Origin of the sequence: Burkholderia sp. KCJ3K979 (assembly GCF_016759955.1) — a bacterium.
In the GTDB taxonomy this organism is placed as follows: Bacteria; Pseudomonadota; Gammaproteobacteria; order Burkholderiales; family Burkholderiaceae; genus Burkholderia; species Burkholderia orbicola.
The window spans coordinates 1-15225 of the sequence record NZ_JACFYV010000170.1 but is presented as its reverse complement, the minus strand read 5'-3'; the positions used below and the strand labels follow the sequence as shown (position 1 = coordinate 15225).

The 15225-nt window shown below is 64.4% G+C and carries 15 protein-coding genes and 1 pseudogene; 11 read left to right on the top strand and 5 right to left on the bottom strand.

The annotated features are described in order from the left end of the window. The coding region (locus H3O04_RS26860) for an AzlC family ABC transporter permease (protein ID WP_202588808.1) at nucleotides 1-614 on the bottom strand (614 nt) is incomplete at its 3' end. 205 nt (nucleotides 615-819) lie between these two features. Between H3O04_RS26860 and H3O04_RS26855 the strand changes: the two genes are divergently transcribed. From H3O04_RS26855 to H3O04_RS26830, 6 genes are all read left to right on the top strand, one after another. Next, on the top strand, nucleotides 820-1743 hold the full coding sequence (locus tag H3O04_RS26855) for a branched-chain amino acid transaminase (RefSeq protein ID WP_006477940.1): 924 nt from the start codon (nucleotides 820-822) through the stop codon (nucleotides 1741-1743). 50 nt (nucleotides 1744-1793) lie between these two features. Next, a complete protein-coding gene (locus H3O04_RS26850) occupies nucleotides 1794-1988 on the top strand; it encodes a zinc-finger domain-containing protein (RefSeq protein ID WP_006482499.1) in 195 nt (64 codons plus the stop codon). 140 nt (nucleotides 1989-2128) lie between these two features. Beyond that, on the top strand, nucleotides 2129-3166 hold the full coding sequence (gene waaF / locus H3O04_RS26845; RefSeq protein ID WP_202588807.1) for a lipopolysaccharide heptosyltransferase II: 1038 nt from the start codon (nucleotides 2129-2131) through the stop codon (nucleotides 3164-3166). A gap of 115 nt (nucleotides 3167-3281) precedes the next feature. Next, nucleotides 3282-3728 carry a nuclear transport factor 2 family protein gene (locus tag H3O04_RS26840; RefSeq protein WP_006477934.1) on the top strand — a complete coding sequence of 149 codons (447 nt, stop codon included), beginning with the start codon at nucleotides 3282-3284 and terminating at the stop codon, nucleotides 3726-3728. A gap of 33 nt (nucleotides 3729-3761) precedes the next feature. Beyond that, nucleotides 3762-4799, top strand: a complete 1038-nt coding sequence (locus H3O04_RS26835; protein WP_202588806.1) for a hydrolase — start codon at nucleotides 3762-3764, stop codon at nucleotides 4797-4799. Next, nucleotides 4792-5379, top strand: coding sequence for a DUF2946 family protein (locus tag H3O04_RS26830; RefSeq protein ID WP_202588805.1), 588 nt, complete (start codon nucleotides 4792-4794; stop codon nucleotides 5377-5379). Before H3O04_RS26835 ends, H3O04_RS26830 begins: the two co-directional genes overlap by 8 nt. Nucleotides 5380-5424: 45 nt before the next feature. Here H3O04_RS26830 and H3O04_RS26825 read toward each other — a convergent pair whose 3' ends face one another. Then, a complete protein-coding gene (locus H3O04_RS26825; RefSeq protein WP_202588804.1) occupies nucleotides 5425-7119 on the bottom strand; it encodes a M48 family metalloprotease in 1695 nt (564 codons plus the stop codon). 269 nt (nucleotides 7120-7388) lie between these two features. On the opposite strand from H3O04_RS26825, the gene moaC reads away from it, so the two are divergent. Then, on the top strand, nucleotides 7389-7877 hold the full coding sequence (gene moaC, locus H3O04_RS26820; RefSeq protein ID WP_200161366.1) for a cyclic pyranopterin monophosphate synthase MoaC: 489 nt from the start codon (nucleotides 7389-7391) through the stop codon (nucleotides 7875-7877). A 336-nt stretch (nucleotides 7878-8213) separates the two neighbouring features. Here moaC and H3O04_RS26815 read toward each other — a convergent pair whose 3' ends face one another. From H3O04_RS26815 to H3O04_RS26805, 3 genes are read right to left on the bottom strand one after another with little or no spacing between them, the layout of a single operon-like run. Beyond that, nucleotides 8214-8810, bottom strand: a complete 597-nt coding sequence (locus H3O04_RS26815; protein WP_200161365.1) for a hypothetical protein — start codon at nucleotides 8808-8810, stop codon at nucleotides 8214-8216. A gap of 4 nt (nucleotides 8811-8814) precedes the next feature. Then, nucleotides 8815-9150: an SWIM zinc finger family protein gene (locus H3O04_RS26810; RefSeq protein ID WP_200161364.1), complete on the bottom strand. Its 336-nt coding sequence runs from the start codon at nucleotides 9148-9150 to the stop codon at nucleotides 8815-8817. 56 nt (nucleotides 9151-9206) lie between these two features. Continuing rightward, nucleotides 9207-10202, bottom strand: a complete 996-nt coding sequence (locus H3O04_RS26805) for a restriction endonuclease (RefSeq protein WP_200161363.1) — start codon at nucleotides 10200-10202, stop codon at nucleotides 9207-9209. A 538-nt stretch (nucleotides 10203-10740) separates the two neighbouring features. Here H3O04_RS26805 and H3O04_RS26800 point away from each other — a divergent pair. The 4 genes and pseudogenes from H3O04_RS26800 to H3O04_RS26785 all read left to right on the top strand — a co-directional run. Further along, nucleotides 10741-10878, top strand: a pseudogene (locus tag H3O04_RS26800) (cyclic pyranopterin monophosphate synthase MoaC); the annotation flags it as partial. A gap of 113 nt (nucleotides 10879-10991) precedes the next feature. Beyond that, nucleotides 10992-13679, top strand: a complete 2688-nt coding sequence (locus H3O04_RS26795) for a type VI secretion system Vgr family protein (RefSeq protein ID WP_202588803.1) — start codon at nucleotides 10992-10994, stop codon at nucleotides 13677-13679. Next, nucleotides 13672-14577 carry a hypothetical protein gene (locus tag H3O04_RS26790; RefSeq protein ID WP_175877841.1) on the top strand — a complete coding sequence of 302 codons (906 nt, stop codon included), beginning with the start codon at nucleotides 13672-13674 and terminating at the stop codon, nucleotides 14575-14577. Before H3O04_RS26795 ends, H3O04_RS26790 begins: the two co-directional genes overlap by 8 nt. Nucleotide 14578: 1 nt before the next feature. Beyond that, nucleotides 14579-15225 (top strand): WD40/YVTN/BNR-like repeat-containing protein (locus tag H3O04_RS26785; protein WP_442862846.1); only part of this gene is annotated, 647 nt, incomplete at its 3' end.

Below are 15225 nucleotides of genomic sequence, written 5' to 3'. Positions count from 1 at the left end.
GCGACGAGCGACACGATCCCGGCGACCGCGACGGCCGCGAGCGTCGAGCGGTTCGCGACCGCCGACACCATGATCGGGATCAGCGCGAGCGTGCCGGCCAGCTCCAGCCCCCAGCTCGCCGGAAAGACGCTCGCGAGCAGGATGCCGGCGAGCGAGGACACCTGCCACGACGCCCAGCTCGCGAGCGCCATCCCCCAGAAATACGCTTCCTTGCCCGGCACGCGGCCGTACGCGAAGCCCTGTTTCTGGAACAGCAGGTAGATCACGTCGCCGTTGAAATAGCCGATCGCGAGGCGCCGCCACAGCGGCAGGTAGGAAAAATGAGGCGCCAGCCCGGCGCTGAAGATCACGAAGCGCATGTTGACCATCGCGGCCGTGAGCAGCACGGTCCAGATCGGCAGCTTCGCCGCGAGGAGCGGCAGCACCGCGAGCTGCGACGAGCCCGCGTAGACGAACAGCGACATCGCGCTCGCCTGCCCGAGCGTCATCACGGACTTGCTCATCGCGATGCCGGTGACGAGCCCCCAGGACAGGATCGCCATCAGTGTCGGGGAATAGTCGCGTGCGCCCTGGATCAGCGCGAAGCGGTCGGTGGCGGACAATCGAGCGAGCATCGGAAAGCGGGCCGCAGCGGGCGGTTCGTCGGGACGCCGGCGCCTCCTGCCGGTACGACCCATCGTTATTGGAATCGGTACCGGACGATTATAGCGCCGGCCCCGCGCCGGCCGACCGGATCACCCCCAAATGACGCTAAAATAAGCGTCTTTCCGGCTCAACGCTGCACAACCCGCAGCACACCACCGCTTCCAGGAGAATCGTATGTCAATGGCCGACCGCGACGGCAAGATCTGGATGGACGGCAAGCTGATCGACTGGCGCGACGCCAAGATCCACGTCCTGACCCACACGCTGCATTACGGCATGGGCGTCTTCGAGGGCGTGCGCGCGTACAAGACGGCCGACGGCGGCACCGCGATCTTCCGCCTGCGCGAGCACACCAAACGTCTGCTGAATTCCGCGAAGATCTTCCAGATGGACGTGCCGTTCGACCGCGAAACGCTCGAAGCCGCGCAACTCGCGGTCGTGCGCGAGAACCACCTCGAGTCGTGCTACCTGCGCCCGATCATCTGGGTCGGCTCGGAAAAGCTCGGCGTGGCCGCGAAGGGCAACACGATCCACGTCGCGATCGCCGCATGGCCGTGGGGCGCGTACCTCGGCGAGGACGGCCTCGCGAAGGGCATCCGCGTGAAGACGTCGTCGTTCACGCGCCACCACGTGAACGTGTCGATGGTGCGCGCGAAGGCGTCGGGCTGGTACGTGAACTCGATCCTGGCGAACCAGGAAGCGACGGCCGACGGCTACGACGAAGCGCTGCTGCTCGACGTCGACGGCTACGTGTCGGAAGGCTCCGGCGAGAACTTCTTCCTCGTGAACAACGGCAAGCTGTACACGCCCGACCTGTCGTCGTGCCTCGACGGCATCACGCGCGACACGGTCATCACGCTCGCGAAGGACGCCGGCATCGAGGTCATCGAGAAGCGCATCACGCGCGACGAGGTGTACACGGCCGACGAAGCGTTCTTCACCGGCACGGCCGCCGAAGTCACGCCGATCCGAGAACTCGACAACCGCACGATCGGCAGCGGCGCGCGCGGCCCCGTCACGGAAAAGCTCCAGTCGGCGTTTTTCGATATCGTGTCGGGCAAGAACGCGAAGTACGCGCACTGGCTGACGAAGGTCTGAGCGCGCCGCGCCCCCGACCGCCCCACACAAGAGTGATAAGAGAAAGTCTCATGAGTGAAATCAAGGAAATGCCGCTGGTCGAGCTGACGGCCAAGGATCTTCCCGCCTATTGCCCGAACCCGGCCATGACACGCTGGAATGCCCACCCGCGCGTCTTCATCGACGTGTCGCACGGCGAGGCGCGCTGCCCGTACTGCGGCACGCGCTACAAGCTGCGCGACGGCGAGGTCGTCAAGGGCCACTGAGCCCCGGCGGCCGGGCCTGAAGGCCCACCGTCCCGCAAGGCGGCGCAGCCGGGAGTCCGGCGCGCCGCCCGTCCCCATTCTGGCAACCCGAACGCGGCGCCCGAGCGCCGTGCTTCATTACGACATCGGAAGTCGACCTGATGCGTCGAGCGCTGGTTATCGCACCGAACTGGATCGGTGACGCATTGATGGCGCAGCCGCTTTTTGCGCTGCTGAAGAAACTCCATCCCCGCATCGCGATCGATGCCGTCGCACCCTCATGGGTCGCGCCCGTGCTCGAGCGGATGCCCGAGATCCACGATGTCTACGCGACCGATCTCGCGCACGGCAAGCTGCAGCTGCTGCGCCGCTGGCAACTCGCGAGCGACCTGCGCGACGTCGGCTACGACGCGGCGTACGTGCTGCCGAACTCGCTGAAGTCCGCGGTGATCCCGTGGCTCGCGAACATCCCGCTGCGGATCGGCTACACGGGCGAGCACCGCTACGGGCTGTTGAACGTGCGGCACGGGAACCCCGACAAGTCGGGCGAGCGGCCGCCGATGACGACCCACTACGCGGCGCTTGCGTACGCGCCGGGCGCGAAGCTGCCCGAGTCGATGAAGACGCTGCCCGCCCCGCGCCTGGACGCCGACCTGAACGAGACGGCCCGCGTGTCCGCACGTTTCAATCTCGATACGCGCAAGCCGCTCGTCGTGTTCTGCCCCGGCGCCGAATACGGCCCGGCCAAGCGCTGGCCGCCCGAGCACTTCGCGACGCTCGCGACCATCGTCCACCAGTCGTTCCCGTATACGCAGATCGTCGCGCTCGGCTCGCAGAAGGATGCCGCGGCCGCTCAGGCGATCGCCGACCACGCGCCGAACGTGCGCAACCTGTGCGGACAGACGTCGTTGTCCGAGGCATGCGCGCTGATCGCGCGCGCGAACGCGGTCGTCACCAACGATTCGGGGCTGATGCACGTCGCCGCCGCGTTGCGCCGGCCGCTCGTCGCGTTGTACGGATCGACCGATCCGCGCCACACCCCTCCGCTGTCGGACCTGGCGAAGGTACAATGGCTGCATCTCGAATGCAGTCCCTGCTTCGAACGCGAGTGCCCGCTCGGCCACCTGAAGTGCCTGCGCGAACTCGGTCCGGAGCAGGTATTCGGCGATTTGCGCGGCATGCTCGTCGGGCAGCGCTGACCCTGACCGGCAGCGTCGCACGGCGCGCCGGGCAATCCGATTCACCGGTGTGCGGCGGCTCGATCCGGGCCGCCGTGCTGAATACGGCGCGCGATGCGCGCGAGAGACCACCCCGATGCCACGTTTTGCCCGCCTCTTCGAAGCCGCTGCCGATACGCTGAACGCCTACTACCAGGCCGTCGCGGATGCCAATCTCGACGCGCTGCTGGCGTTGTGGATCGACGAGGATTTCGCCAGCTGCGTATGGGCGGACGGCGAGCATCTGCACGGCCTCGACCAGATCCGCGGCGGGCTCGCCAACCGGCTCGCGACGCGCCCGGTCACGATCGAGCCGCTCGACATCCGCGTGTACGACAGCCTCGGCACGGTCGTCTATACGATCGCCGAAGCGCATCAGCAGGCCGACCTGACGGCCGAACCCGACATGGTTTTCGCGACGTACGTGATGATCCACGAACGCGGCGAATGGCGCATCGCGCACATCCACGCGAGCCCGATTCCTGAACAAGCGGCCGGACAATTCGCCGCGAAGATCCGTCACGGGCAGGGTCCGCTGCACTGACGAAGAACGAAGCAACGCATTAGCGGGGCGATCATGAGTACGGCTTCTCCGCCCACCTCGCCGCTGACCGGGGCTCCGGCCCCCAACGACGATTCATTGCGCTATCGCGCACCGCGCTGGCTGCCCAACAGCCATGTGCAAACCATCGTGCCCGCGCTGTTCGCGCGGCGGCCGGTCGTCGGTTATCGGCGAGAGCGATGGGAAACGCCCGACCACGACTTCATCGACCTCGACTGGGTCGCGCACCTCGACAGCGCGGCGCCGGCGCCCGACGCGCCGCTGTTCGTGCTGTTCCACGGCCTCGAAGGCAGCTCCGGCTCGCACTACGCGCTCGCGATGATGGCCACCGCGCGCGCGCAGGGCTGGCACGCGGTCGTCCCGCACTTCCGCAGTTGCAGCGGTGAGATCAACCGCCAGCCGCGCTTCTACCATCTCGCCGACAGCGCCGAGGTCGACTGGATCCTGCGCCGGCTCGCCGCGCAGCACCGCGGGCCGCTGGTCGTGGCCGGCGTGTCGCTCGGCGGCAACGTGCTGCTGCGCTGGCTCGGCGAGCATCGCAGCGACACGTCGATCGTGCGCGCCGCCGCCGCGATCTCGACGCCGATCGACGTGCATGCCGGCGGCCGCGCGCTGTCGCAGGGGTTCGCGATGGTCTACACGCGCAGCTTCCTGAAGACGCTCAAGCGCAAGGCGCTCGCGAAGCTCGACCAGTATCCGGGGCTGTTCGACCGCGAAGCGATGCTGCAGGCCGTGACGATGCGCGACTTCGACGAGGTCGTGACCGCGCCGCTGCACGGTTTTGCGAACGCGGACGACTACTGGACGCAGGCGACCACGCGGCCGCTGCTGCCCGCGATCAACGTGCCGACGCTGATCCTCAACGCTCGCAACGACCCGTTCCTGCCCGAGTCGGCGCTGCCGGGCCCGGCCGACGTGTCGCCGGCCGTCGAGCTCGACCAGCCCGCGCACGGCGGCCACGCGGGCTTCATGACCGGGCCGTTCCCCGGCCGCCTCGACTGGTTGTCGGCGCGGGTGTTCGGCTATTGCTCGAAATTCGTCGACCATGGATGACATCGTCAAGCAGGCGCTCGCCAAATGGCCGAACGTGCCGGATTGCACCGGCTGGCTGCTGCTCGACCGGCGCGGCACATGGCGGCTGCGAGACGACGCAGCACAGGCGGCCGGCGAGCTCGGCTCGCCGATCCGGCATGAGGCGCTGAACGCGTTCATCGGCCGCAACTACGCATGCGACGCGCAAGGCCAGTGGTTTTTCCAGAACGGGCCGCAGCGCGTGTACGTCGAGCTCGCCTATACGCCATGGATCGTGCGGCTCGCCGAGCGCGACGGGCAGCTTGCGCTCACCGACCAGACCGGCGCCCCGTTCGAACCGGATGCCGCCTGGCTCGACGACGGCGGCGGCGTGCTGTTTCGCGAGGCCGGCACGCCTGCGCGCATCGCGGCGCTGCACGATCACGACCTCGGGCTGTTCGCCGATCACGCAGATTTCGACGCGGAGCCGCCCGTGCTGCGCTGGCGTGCCGGCCGCACGCTGTCGCTCGGCAGTATCGCGTGCGCCGACGTGCCGGGCCGGTTCGGCTACGTCGCCAGCCCGGCGCGCCACGCACGCGACGCGGCCGACAGCGGCCACTGACCCGCCGCAGCAACAGCAACGGCCGCGCTCACCGCGCGCCGGCCGCTACCCGCGGCCGTTCTTCTCGTCGTCGCGCTCTTCCTTGTAGCGCGCCTCGAATTCCAGCAGCCGCGCGCCGATGATCGACTGCTCGTAGAACGACACGTCCTTCGCGTCGCGCGCCTCCTTCAATTGCCGGATCGCCGACGGCCACGCACCGTCGAGCGCCAGTTTCTCCGCCAGCGCCCGGCGCCGCGCGAGCACGTCGCCCTTGCCGTCGCTCGACTTCGCGAGGTAATCCCACCAGTCCGGCTGTTCGGGGTCGGCCTTCGCCTGCGCCCGTGCGAGGGTTTGCGCTTCGGCGAAGCGACGCGCGGCGATCAGCGCCTGCAGGTGCGCGACGATCGCCGCGTGCGACGCCGGCCAGCGTCGCTGCGCGAGCGCCGAGAGCCGCACCGCGTCGTCGGTCCGGCCCGCGCGGCGGGCGATGTCGGCGGCCAGCACATCGAGGCTCGGCGAGCTGGTCGCCGGGTCGTCCTCGCGCCGCTCGCGCGCATCGAATGCGGCGCGGGCCGACGCGAGCGCGTTGTCGGCCGCGTCGTACTGGCCGAGCAGCGTATTCGCGAGCGCGATGCCGTACCAGTTCGCCGCGACGTTCGGCGCCGTGTGATCGTCGATCTCGAGCTGCATCCGGCGCGCCTCGGCCGCGATGTCGGTCGGCGCCCGGTTCTGCAGGACGCGCAGCCGTGCCCGCACGAACCCGTATTCGGCCGACTGGCGCGGCTGCCGGTACGGCGCGCGGCGCGCGCGATCCTCCATGTCGGCAATCCGCTCCCCGGTCAGCGGGTGTGTGCGCGCATAGGCCGGCACGCCCGCATCGCCCATCGACGCACGGTCGAGCCGCTCGAAGAAGCCGGGCATTCCGTACGGGTCGTAGCCGGCCCCCGCGAGCAGCTGGAAGCCGACGCGGTCGGCCTCGCGCTCGGCCGACCGCGAGAAGCGCAGCTGGTTGTCGACCGCATACGCCTGTCCGCCCATCGCGATCGCGCTGCCGAGATCGCCGCTGCGCGCGAGCACGCCGGCCAGCACGCCGAGCAGCATCGTCGCGAGCGCCGTGTAGCCGGTCTTCTCGTTCGCGCCGATCATCCGCGCGATGTGCCGCTGCAGCACGTGGCCCATCTCGTGGCCGACCACCGATGCGAGCTCCGACTCCGTCTGCGTCGTGACCACCAGCCCGCTGTTTATCCCGATGAATCCGCCCGGCATCGAGAACGCGTTGATCTGCGGATCGCGCACCGGGAACAGGTCGAAGTCGGGCGTGTAGCCGCCGATGTAGCGCGCCGCCGCCGCGGCCGCGAGCCGTGCCGCCATCGCGTTCAGGTAGTCGCGCACCAGCCAGTCGTCGAGATAGTCGGGATCGCGCCGCACCTCGCGCATCACGCGCTCGCCGAGCCGGCGCTCGGCGCGCGGCGTCAGCGAACCGCCGGAGCCGTCGCCGAGATCGGGCAGTTCCAGCGCCCGCAGCGGCGCGCGCAGGCTCGCGACCGGCGCCGACGCACCGGCCGCGCCCGAGAACCGGCTTTCCGCGCCGCCGTACGTGCCGAATACGCCGGTCGCGATGCCGGACGGCACGGTGGAAATCGACGTCGCGCCGCCTGCCGCCGGCTCGAGCGGCGGCGCGGATGCGCTCTGCGCATGACCGCCCGGCGGCAGCGCGAGCGCCGCCGACAGCGACACGGCAAGCAACTGTTTGACACGCATGGCAGGATGAAAACGACGCCGTCCCGCGCGAGCGGCGCGCATCGCGGCGTTTGGTCTGAATATTCGGGTCATTGTACCGGCGCCGCGACGACTGTCCCGTGCCGCGCGAGCGTCATCTGCGCCTCCGGCAACGCGAACGCCGCTGCTATGATAAGCGCCCGTTGCGAGGTTGGATCGGTTCGCCGCGCCGGTACGGGATGCGGTGCCCGACCGGTCGCGCAGCAGGATCGAAGGACCTGCGCGCGCACGCCGTTCCACTAGAGGAAGACATGTCAGGACTCACCCATTTCGATGCCGCCGGCCATGCCCACATGGTCGACGTCGGCGACAAGCAGGAAACCCGGCGCATCGCGATCGCGCGGGGCACGATCCGGATGCTGCCGGCCACGTTCGCGCTGATCCGCGACGGCAAGGCCAGGAAAGGCGACGTGCTCGGCGTCGCGCGCATCGCGGCGATCCAGGGCGCCAAACGCACGGCCGACCTGATTCCGCTGTGCCACCCGCTCGCGCTCACGCGCGTGGCCGTCGAGTTCGAACTCGACGACGCGCTGCCGGGCGTGCATTGCGTCGTGCAGGTCGAGACGTTCGGGCGGACCGGCGTCGAGATGGAAGCGCTGACGGCCGTCCAGGTCGGTCTGCTGACCGTCTACGACATGTGCAAGGCGGTCGATCGCGGGATGGTGATCACCGACGTGAGCGTGCGGGAGAAGCGCGGCGGGAAGTCGGGGGACTGGAAGGCGGAAGACGCGAAGGTTTGATTTATAAGCCCTTCCCGTCGTTCCGTATCCAGCACCCGGCATCGCCATCGTCTGACGAAATCACCTCGAATCTGGCGCTGACATACGAAACATCGACCCAACACAACGTATGGCGCTGACGCAATCATTCGGCTTCGCGCCACCTGCCGCAACACGTTGGAAAAACTCAGCATGCCGACATTGACGCCAGCTTAGAAAGAAGCGGTACTACCATTCCCCAGCAACGAACTCGGCACGAAAGCGTGGCTGAGACAAGCCGCGAAGGTGGCGCCGCATGCATCGACTCTCGTCGGGTTACGCCACCTTCGTCCTCACCACTTCGGGGTTCCCGATACCTTATACCTCTCGCGGCTTAGACAGATCGACCACACGGCAGCGACCTGTTCGCAGCAGTTCCACGAATTCCCGCTGAGATGCGGCCAACCAGCTTTTCAAGACCCAGATCCCTTCACCGGCTTGCGCGTCGTGATTTCGAACATAGAGACGAAAGCCGACATTACCTTGTCTATCGTCCGCGTCAGCTATCGCCTGTTCGACTTGTACGTACCACTCACCGCACCGGCTTTCGAGACTGTCCGTTTCGCGGAAGCTGTATAGCGGCGGTTCACCTTGGGTTTCGACTAGGTAGCGGAACGCGAACGCCATGATTCGCTTGTGATCGTCCGAATCTGACAGCCCCTCTCCAGATGCCTTGACCCGATCCTTCAATTCGTCATGCGACACACCGAACAATTCATGTGACTTCTTGTTACGCAGCGCCTGCGTTTTCTCGTCATCGATGTATTCATTGTGACCGATATCCAAGGCCGGCTTGAACGACGCCGAAACCCAGAAATACCAGTCCTTAGCAAAACTGTCCACGTCGCCCCGAGCATCAGCGAACTCCATCGAATTGAAAGGGACACGCTTCCGCTTCTGATTATCGATCTGCATTCTCTCATCGCCCTATCATCGTTGCCGACAGCTTCTTTTTTGCTTTCGCAACAGCGCCCTTCGCCTGCTCAAGACTACGTTCCGCTTCCACTAATTCTGTCATATGGAGAGCCAGATTCGACCCAGCTAACCAAGATGTCACCGATTCGATCTGGTCTGCATTCCCGCTGACGATACCCGGATCAGTACCCGTCAAGATCAAAAGCCGGTGTTTGCAGTACGTGCCATTCTCACCAGCCGGGCAAGTACAGAATGCGACAATCCGCTTTTCGTCGCACTCAAACGTAAGTTCATAGGGGATTTCCGCCGACCCCTGAACAGAGAACACGATTTTTTCCATTATTGTCAGTTCGCCTTCCGCAAGTTTCCTAATTCGCCGACCTTATCGATTGGAATTCAAGCTGGGAAGTACGTGCGCTTCAACGGGACCAGACGCTTCGTCTCCGCATCAGTCTTCTCGTAATGGTCTATCAATGCACGGACGACATGATCCGATGTCCAGAGAGTAAGCGGCACAGAGGCCCGATCCGCTTCGTAATATGCCTCTTTGCTGAAGCCCCCCGTACTGACGTACAGCCCACGATCGTCGGGATGGCGACCACCGAGGAAGCTGCGAATTTCCTTCGTCCCCATTTGGCCTTTCCGGTGCTTCACTTCCACAATGATTCGTGGATGTTCGAAACCGAACCCATCGGGCGATGCGATAATGTCTTTGCCGCGGTCACTGCCAGCCGGCGAAACCTGAGTCCTGTAACCCATTGCTCGAAGAATCCCGGCGACAAGCTCCTGCATCTCGTCCCAATCAAGACCGTTCACCACGTCCTTGATACGTTCGACTGCACGGTATTCAAGTCCTTCGAGCGGATCGGCTTCGACCTGTTCTTCAACCACTTCTGGCGCTGGCAGGACTGGTTTTCCGGTCGCTTCGCCGAGTAGTTCGTGCATCGCGAACTCAGATACGACGAAGACTGTCATCGTCGGACCAAGGGCAATCTTGGTGGCGTCAGTCAGACTATCTCGGCCGACTTCTTTCTCTTGCCACTTGACGACACGCGCCAGCGGCATTTCAGCATCTATCAGTTCAGGTCTGTATTCGCATCCGCCAGTGACCTTGCCGATCAGATAGGTGCGGTTTGCGGGTGAATACGTGACAACGAAATCCCCCGCTTCGATTTCATTCATGAAGCGCCATACCTGAGACGCACCTGCAATCGCTGTCTTTTCTTTGATTCCCGGTTCGATGGAGAGGTACAGGTCGATCAGTTCTTTCCGCGTCATGCCGACCGTGACATGCGGAGCGAGATTCGTCCACCCGATAGCTGCGATACCCCGTTCGCGGAATTCTTCATAGAGACTCCCACCATCGGACCGAACCATCCACATTTTGCTCATACATTCCCCGTAGCTTATCGAACGTCGCCCGATGACTGCCGCGACGTACATCTTTCAATTCTCAACGCCCAATAATACAAAAACCGCCGGTAGATGGGCGGTTTCAGTTCAAATAGTGACCGAGTAGTGCAACAGTTCGTTGTCTGCTGGCCCCGATCCAACGTCTGCTACCATGGGTACTTCGTTTGTGCGCGCCGAAGTCGATCAAATCATTGTGGCCGCATCTCTCGATAACAAAATGCCAGCAGCGACTCGAACTGTTCACGACGGACATGAAGTTTCCAGCCATCATGCCGCCGCCATGTGATATTGCGCACGAAACGGTCAAGTCTTCGCGCATGTCCGGCGATGCGACGCCGGATCGCATCTACGATGCCCTGTCGTGCCGCGACGTGTACTTCCGTCCGACCGATCGCGTAAACTTGCGGCATAGTGTGGTCCGATTGATGTACCAAATCCGTCCCTCTCCCGTCTCACTTTATCAACCGAACGGGACAAGATCGAATAAATTACTACCAGTAAGCCTTTGATTTGAAAGGCCGTCCAGGTCGGTCTGCTGACCGTCTACGACATGTGCAAGGCGGTCGATCGCGGGATGGTGATCACCGACGTGAGCGTGCGGGAGAAGCGCGGCGGGAAGTCGGGGGACTGGAAGGCGGAAGACGCCGCGGGGTGAATACCGGGGCACCACCGGCCCGCCAATTCGAGATAAACCGTTTTATCTCATACAATTACCGGATTCCGCACGAGAGAGCGTGCGAACCAGCACAACAAAAGCGAGCACTGGTGATGAATTCGCAAGCGTTAAGAAGCGCGTTGCTGGCCGGACCGGTTCAGCATGAGCGCCTGATCAAACTGGATACCCCGCTCGGGCCCGACGTCCTGTTGCCGCAGCGCGTCACGGGACGATCGCGCCTCGGACGCCATTTCGAGTTCACCGTCGATACCGTGTCGGTATCCGACCACCTCGAACTCAAGAAACTGATCGCGCAACCGGTGACGCTGTGGATCCAGCAGGCCGACCAATCGTACGCGCCGCACCACGGCTACGTGCATGCGGCCCGCCGGCTCGGGTCGGACAGCGGCGTCACGCACCATCAGATCGTCTTTGCGTCGTTCCTGCACTTCCTGAAGTTCCGCCGCGATCAGCGCATCTGGCAGGACCGGTCGGCGGACGACATCATCGCCGACGTGCTGAACCAGCATCCGCAGGCCAAGGGCCGCTTCACGTTCAAGCTCTACCAGCCGCTGCCGCCGCGCTCGTTCTGCATGCAATACGAGGACGACTGGAATTTCGTCCATCGCCTGATGGAATCGGAAGGCCTGTACGGTTTCTGGGAACAGGACAGCGACGGCAAGTCGCACCGGCTCGTCATCGTCGATCGCATCGACGCGTTGCCCGCGCTGTCGCCGCGAACCGTGCGCTTTCATCACGCGGGCACGGGCGACGAAGCCGACACGCTCGTCCAGTTCAGCGGCACGCGCACGCTGAGAAGCGTCGCCCGCACCACGCGCACGTTCGACTACAAGCAGCCGCCCACCGCGTCGAATCCGAAGGCCACCCATACGCCGACGATCGCGAACCAAGGCGATCTGCCGCAGCAACTCGAAGTCTACGAATACACGGGTGCCTACACGTATCCCGAGCAGTCACGCGGCGACCATCTGTCGAAGATCTGGATGGAAGAGCAGGAATCGCACGCGAAGCGCTTTCACGGTGTCGGCGGTGTGCGGCGCATGGACGCCGGACGCGTGTTCGAGTTCGCGGAACACCCCGAACACGACAAGGACGATGCCGGCCAGCGCGAATTCGCCGTGATCGAGACGGCGTGGGTCATCGTCAACAACCTGCCCGTGGCCGACGAGCCGGCCGTTTTCCCGCACAGCCTGCAGGCCGAGATCGGCAGCATCATGCAGGCCACCGATACGGACCGGTCCCGCGTGCGTCATCCCGACGGCAGCGAGGGCTTCTTTCAGATCCGCATCGAGGCGCAGCGCACGACGGTGCCGTTCCGCAGCCCGTTCGAGCACGCGAAGCCGCCGATGCACCTGCAATCGGCGATCGTCGTCGCGCCGCAAGGCGAAGAAGTCCATACGGACGAGCTCAACCGCGTCAAGGTCCGCTTTCACTGGGACCGCTTGAACGACGGCGACGAAAAGGCGTCGTGCTGGTTGCGTGCCACGGCGTCCGATTCGGGCAATGGCTACGGTGCCGTCCACCCGCACCGCAGCGGCGAGGAAGTGCTGGTCGACTTCCTCGGCGGCGACTGCGATCGTCCGATCATCGTCGGCAAGGTCTACAACGGCGCGACGAGCCCGCAATGGCACAGCAACGGCATCCTGTCCGGGTACCGGTCCAAGGAATACGCGGGCGCCGGTTACAACCAGCTGGTGCTCGACGACGCGACCGCGCAGAACCGCGTGCACCTCTACAGCAGCCAGGCCAACACGCACCTGCACCTCGGCTACCTGATCGACCACACGGGCAACAACCGCGGCAACTATCTCGGCAGTGGCTTCGACCTGCGCTCGGACGCCTACGGCGCCGTGCGCGCAAACCGCGGGCTGTACGTCACGACGCATCCCAAGCAGGCGGCCAGTCAGCCGCTCGACGTCGACGAGACCCGGGAGCAGCTCGTGCGCGCACAAGGGCTGATCGACGCCATGTCGCAGGTCAGCGCGCAGCATCAGGGCGAGTCGCTCGACCCCGGCCATACGGCGCTGAAGCAGTTCAGCGACGCGACGCAGAACAGCGTGAGCGGCAGCACGTCGGGCGGCCGGACCGCCGGCGGCGGAACCGGCAACGCCAACGCGTTCAAGGAGCCCGTGATGCTGTTCGGCAGCCCGACCGGCATCGGGATGTCCACGCAGCAGTCCGTGCAATTTTCCGCGGACCAGCACATCAACCTCGTCAGCGGGCAAAGCACGCACGTCGCCGCCGGGAAATCGCTGATCGCCAGTGTCCTCGACCGGATCAGCCTGTTCGCGCAGAACGCGGGGATGAAGCTGTTCGCCGGCAAGGGCAAGGTCGAAGTGCAGGCGCAGGCGGACAACATCGAGCTGACTGCGCAGAAGGCGCTGAAGCTGATCGCCGTCACGCAATCGATCGAAGGCGCCGCGGCGAAGGAGATCCTGTTGACGTCCGGCGGCGCCTATATCCGCATCGCGGACGGCAACATCGAGGTGCACGCGCCTGGCAAGATCGACATCAAGGGCGCGCAGCATGCGTTCAGCGGCCCCACCCACCTGTCGCAAACGATGCCGACGCTGCCGAACTCCAACGGCAACTACGACCAGGCGTTCATCGCGCACTGGGCCGGCACCGACATTCCGGTCGCGAACACGCGGTACCAGATGTTCTCGAACGGCAAGCTGCTCTCGGAAGGCGTCACCAACGCGGCAGGCGAAACCGGACTCACGCAGAGCCACGTGCCGCACGACGTCGTCGTCAAGTTTCTAGGGAAATCGAATGGCTGACGGACAACAGGACAAGGTGCTCGGAACCGGTGCGGGGATGCTGACCCCGACGGGATACCAGGATCGGCCGAAGGTGCAGATCAATATCTGCGACAAGCATGTGACGCCGGCTGCGGATTCCATTATCGGAACGTGCCCGTACTACTACCGACCGCTGCATGGCGAGTACTGGGAAACGGTCGAGAAAGTCAGCACGTCGAGTATCTGGGCGACCGTCAAGAAATTCGCCACGTCATGGGATCCGTGGAAGGACACGAAAGTTGCCCGTGAACTGCTGCATCGGCGGGAGAACCTGATACAAGCCGAAAGCACCGATTCCGACTGGTCCCGCCACGGCAATTTCATGATGCGTCATATCGGCTGCGGACATAAGCCGCCGGGATATTACGTCAGCTACGGTTACTACTATTGCTCGAATTACGGCAAATACCTGCTCCCGCAATTGAGCGACAAAGGCAAGGCGTGGCTTGCGAGCGCACGCTGGTTCCTGCAGCATTATCTGGAAGAGGGTTTGCAGCGGAACATGCGCGGCGACACCATTTCGATCAGGGGCAAGAAGCCGAACAGCGGCGGTTGCGAGATGAACGTGCCGCAGTACACGCTCGAACTGGACGACGACACCTTCAAGACGTACGCGTTCAAGACCCACCCTCTCGCCTATCTCGACGGCGGTCTGGCCGGGCTCGGGCCTGTCGATATGTACTACATCCTGAAGCAACCCAACGCCCAGGAATGGGGTGATCTCAGGACGTTCTCCCAGGCGTTCGACAGCGGTGTCGGCGTGGGCAAACAGTACGTCGACAATACCGTGGAATATGCAAAAAAGGCCGGTGATGCCGTCAACGAACATGTCATCGACCCAGTTGCACAGGCAATCGAAAAACTGATGCCGAAATGAAATGACGAAAAAATTCCTGAAGCTGTCGCTGGGTGCGGCAGTCGTGCTCATTGTCTTGATTGTCGGGTTCTCATCTATGTCGAATGACTGGCAGGTCGTTTCCAACACTTTCATGAAGAACAGCAAGCCTTACGGCGGAGGCGACTTCGTGATATCGGGAAACGACGCGATCACGCTGAAGATCAGCGATCCTGAAATCACCTTCAAGCCGTACGCTGAATGGAAGGACAAGGAAAAAGCCGAGCCGGCCGAAGCCTGGATGAACGACAGTCGCGAAACGCTGAACCGGACGTCGGTCGAATTCTGGCGCGGCCCGGTGAACGGCGACATGACGCGCCATTTCAAGCAGGTGGGCCAGACCGCTGCTTGGTGGCATGCCAAGGACTGGGCGGTCGAATTCATCAGCACGGGCTGGATGGACTACAAGTCGCCTCAGCCTGCCGATGGGCTGACGCCACAAGTGACCAAGCTCTGGAAGTCGTCCAACGGCGGACGCGACTGGGCGCAGCTCGCGTGGCCCGAAGACCGGAACATCGGTCGCCTGCTGTTTCTCGACCCGCAGCGCGGCTATGCGATCGGCTGGGGCCCTCACGTGTGGCGCACGTCCGACGGCGGTCAATCGTGGCGGGAAATCCAACTGCCACCGGG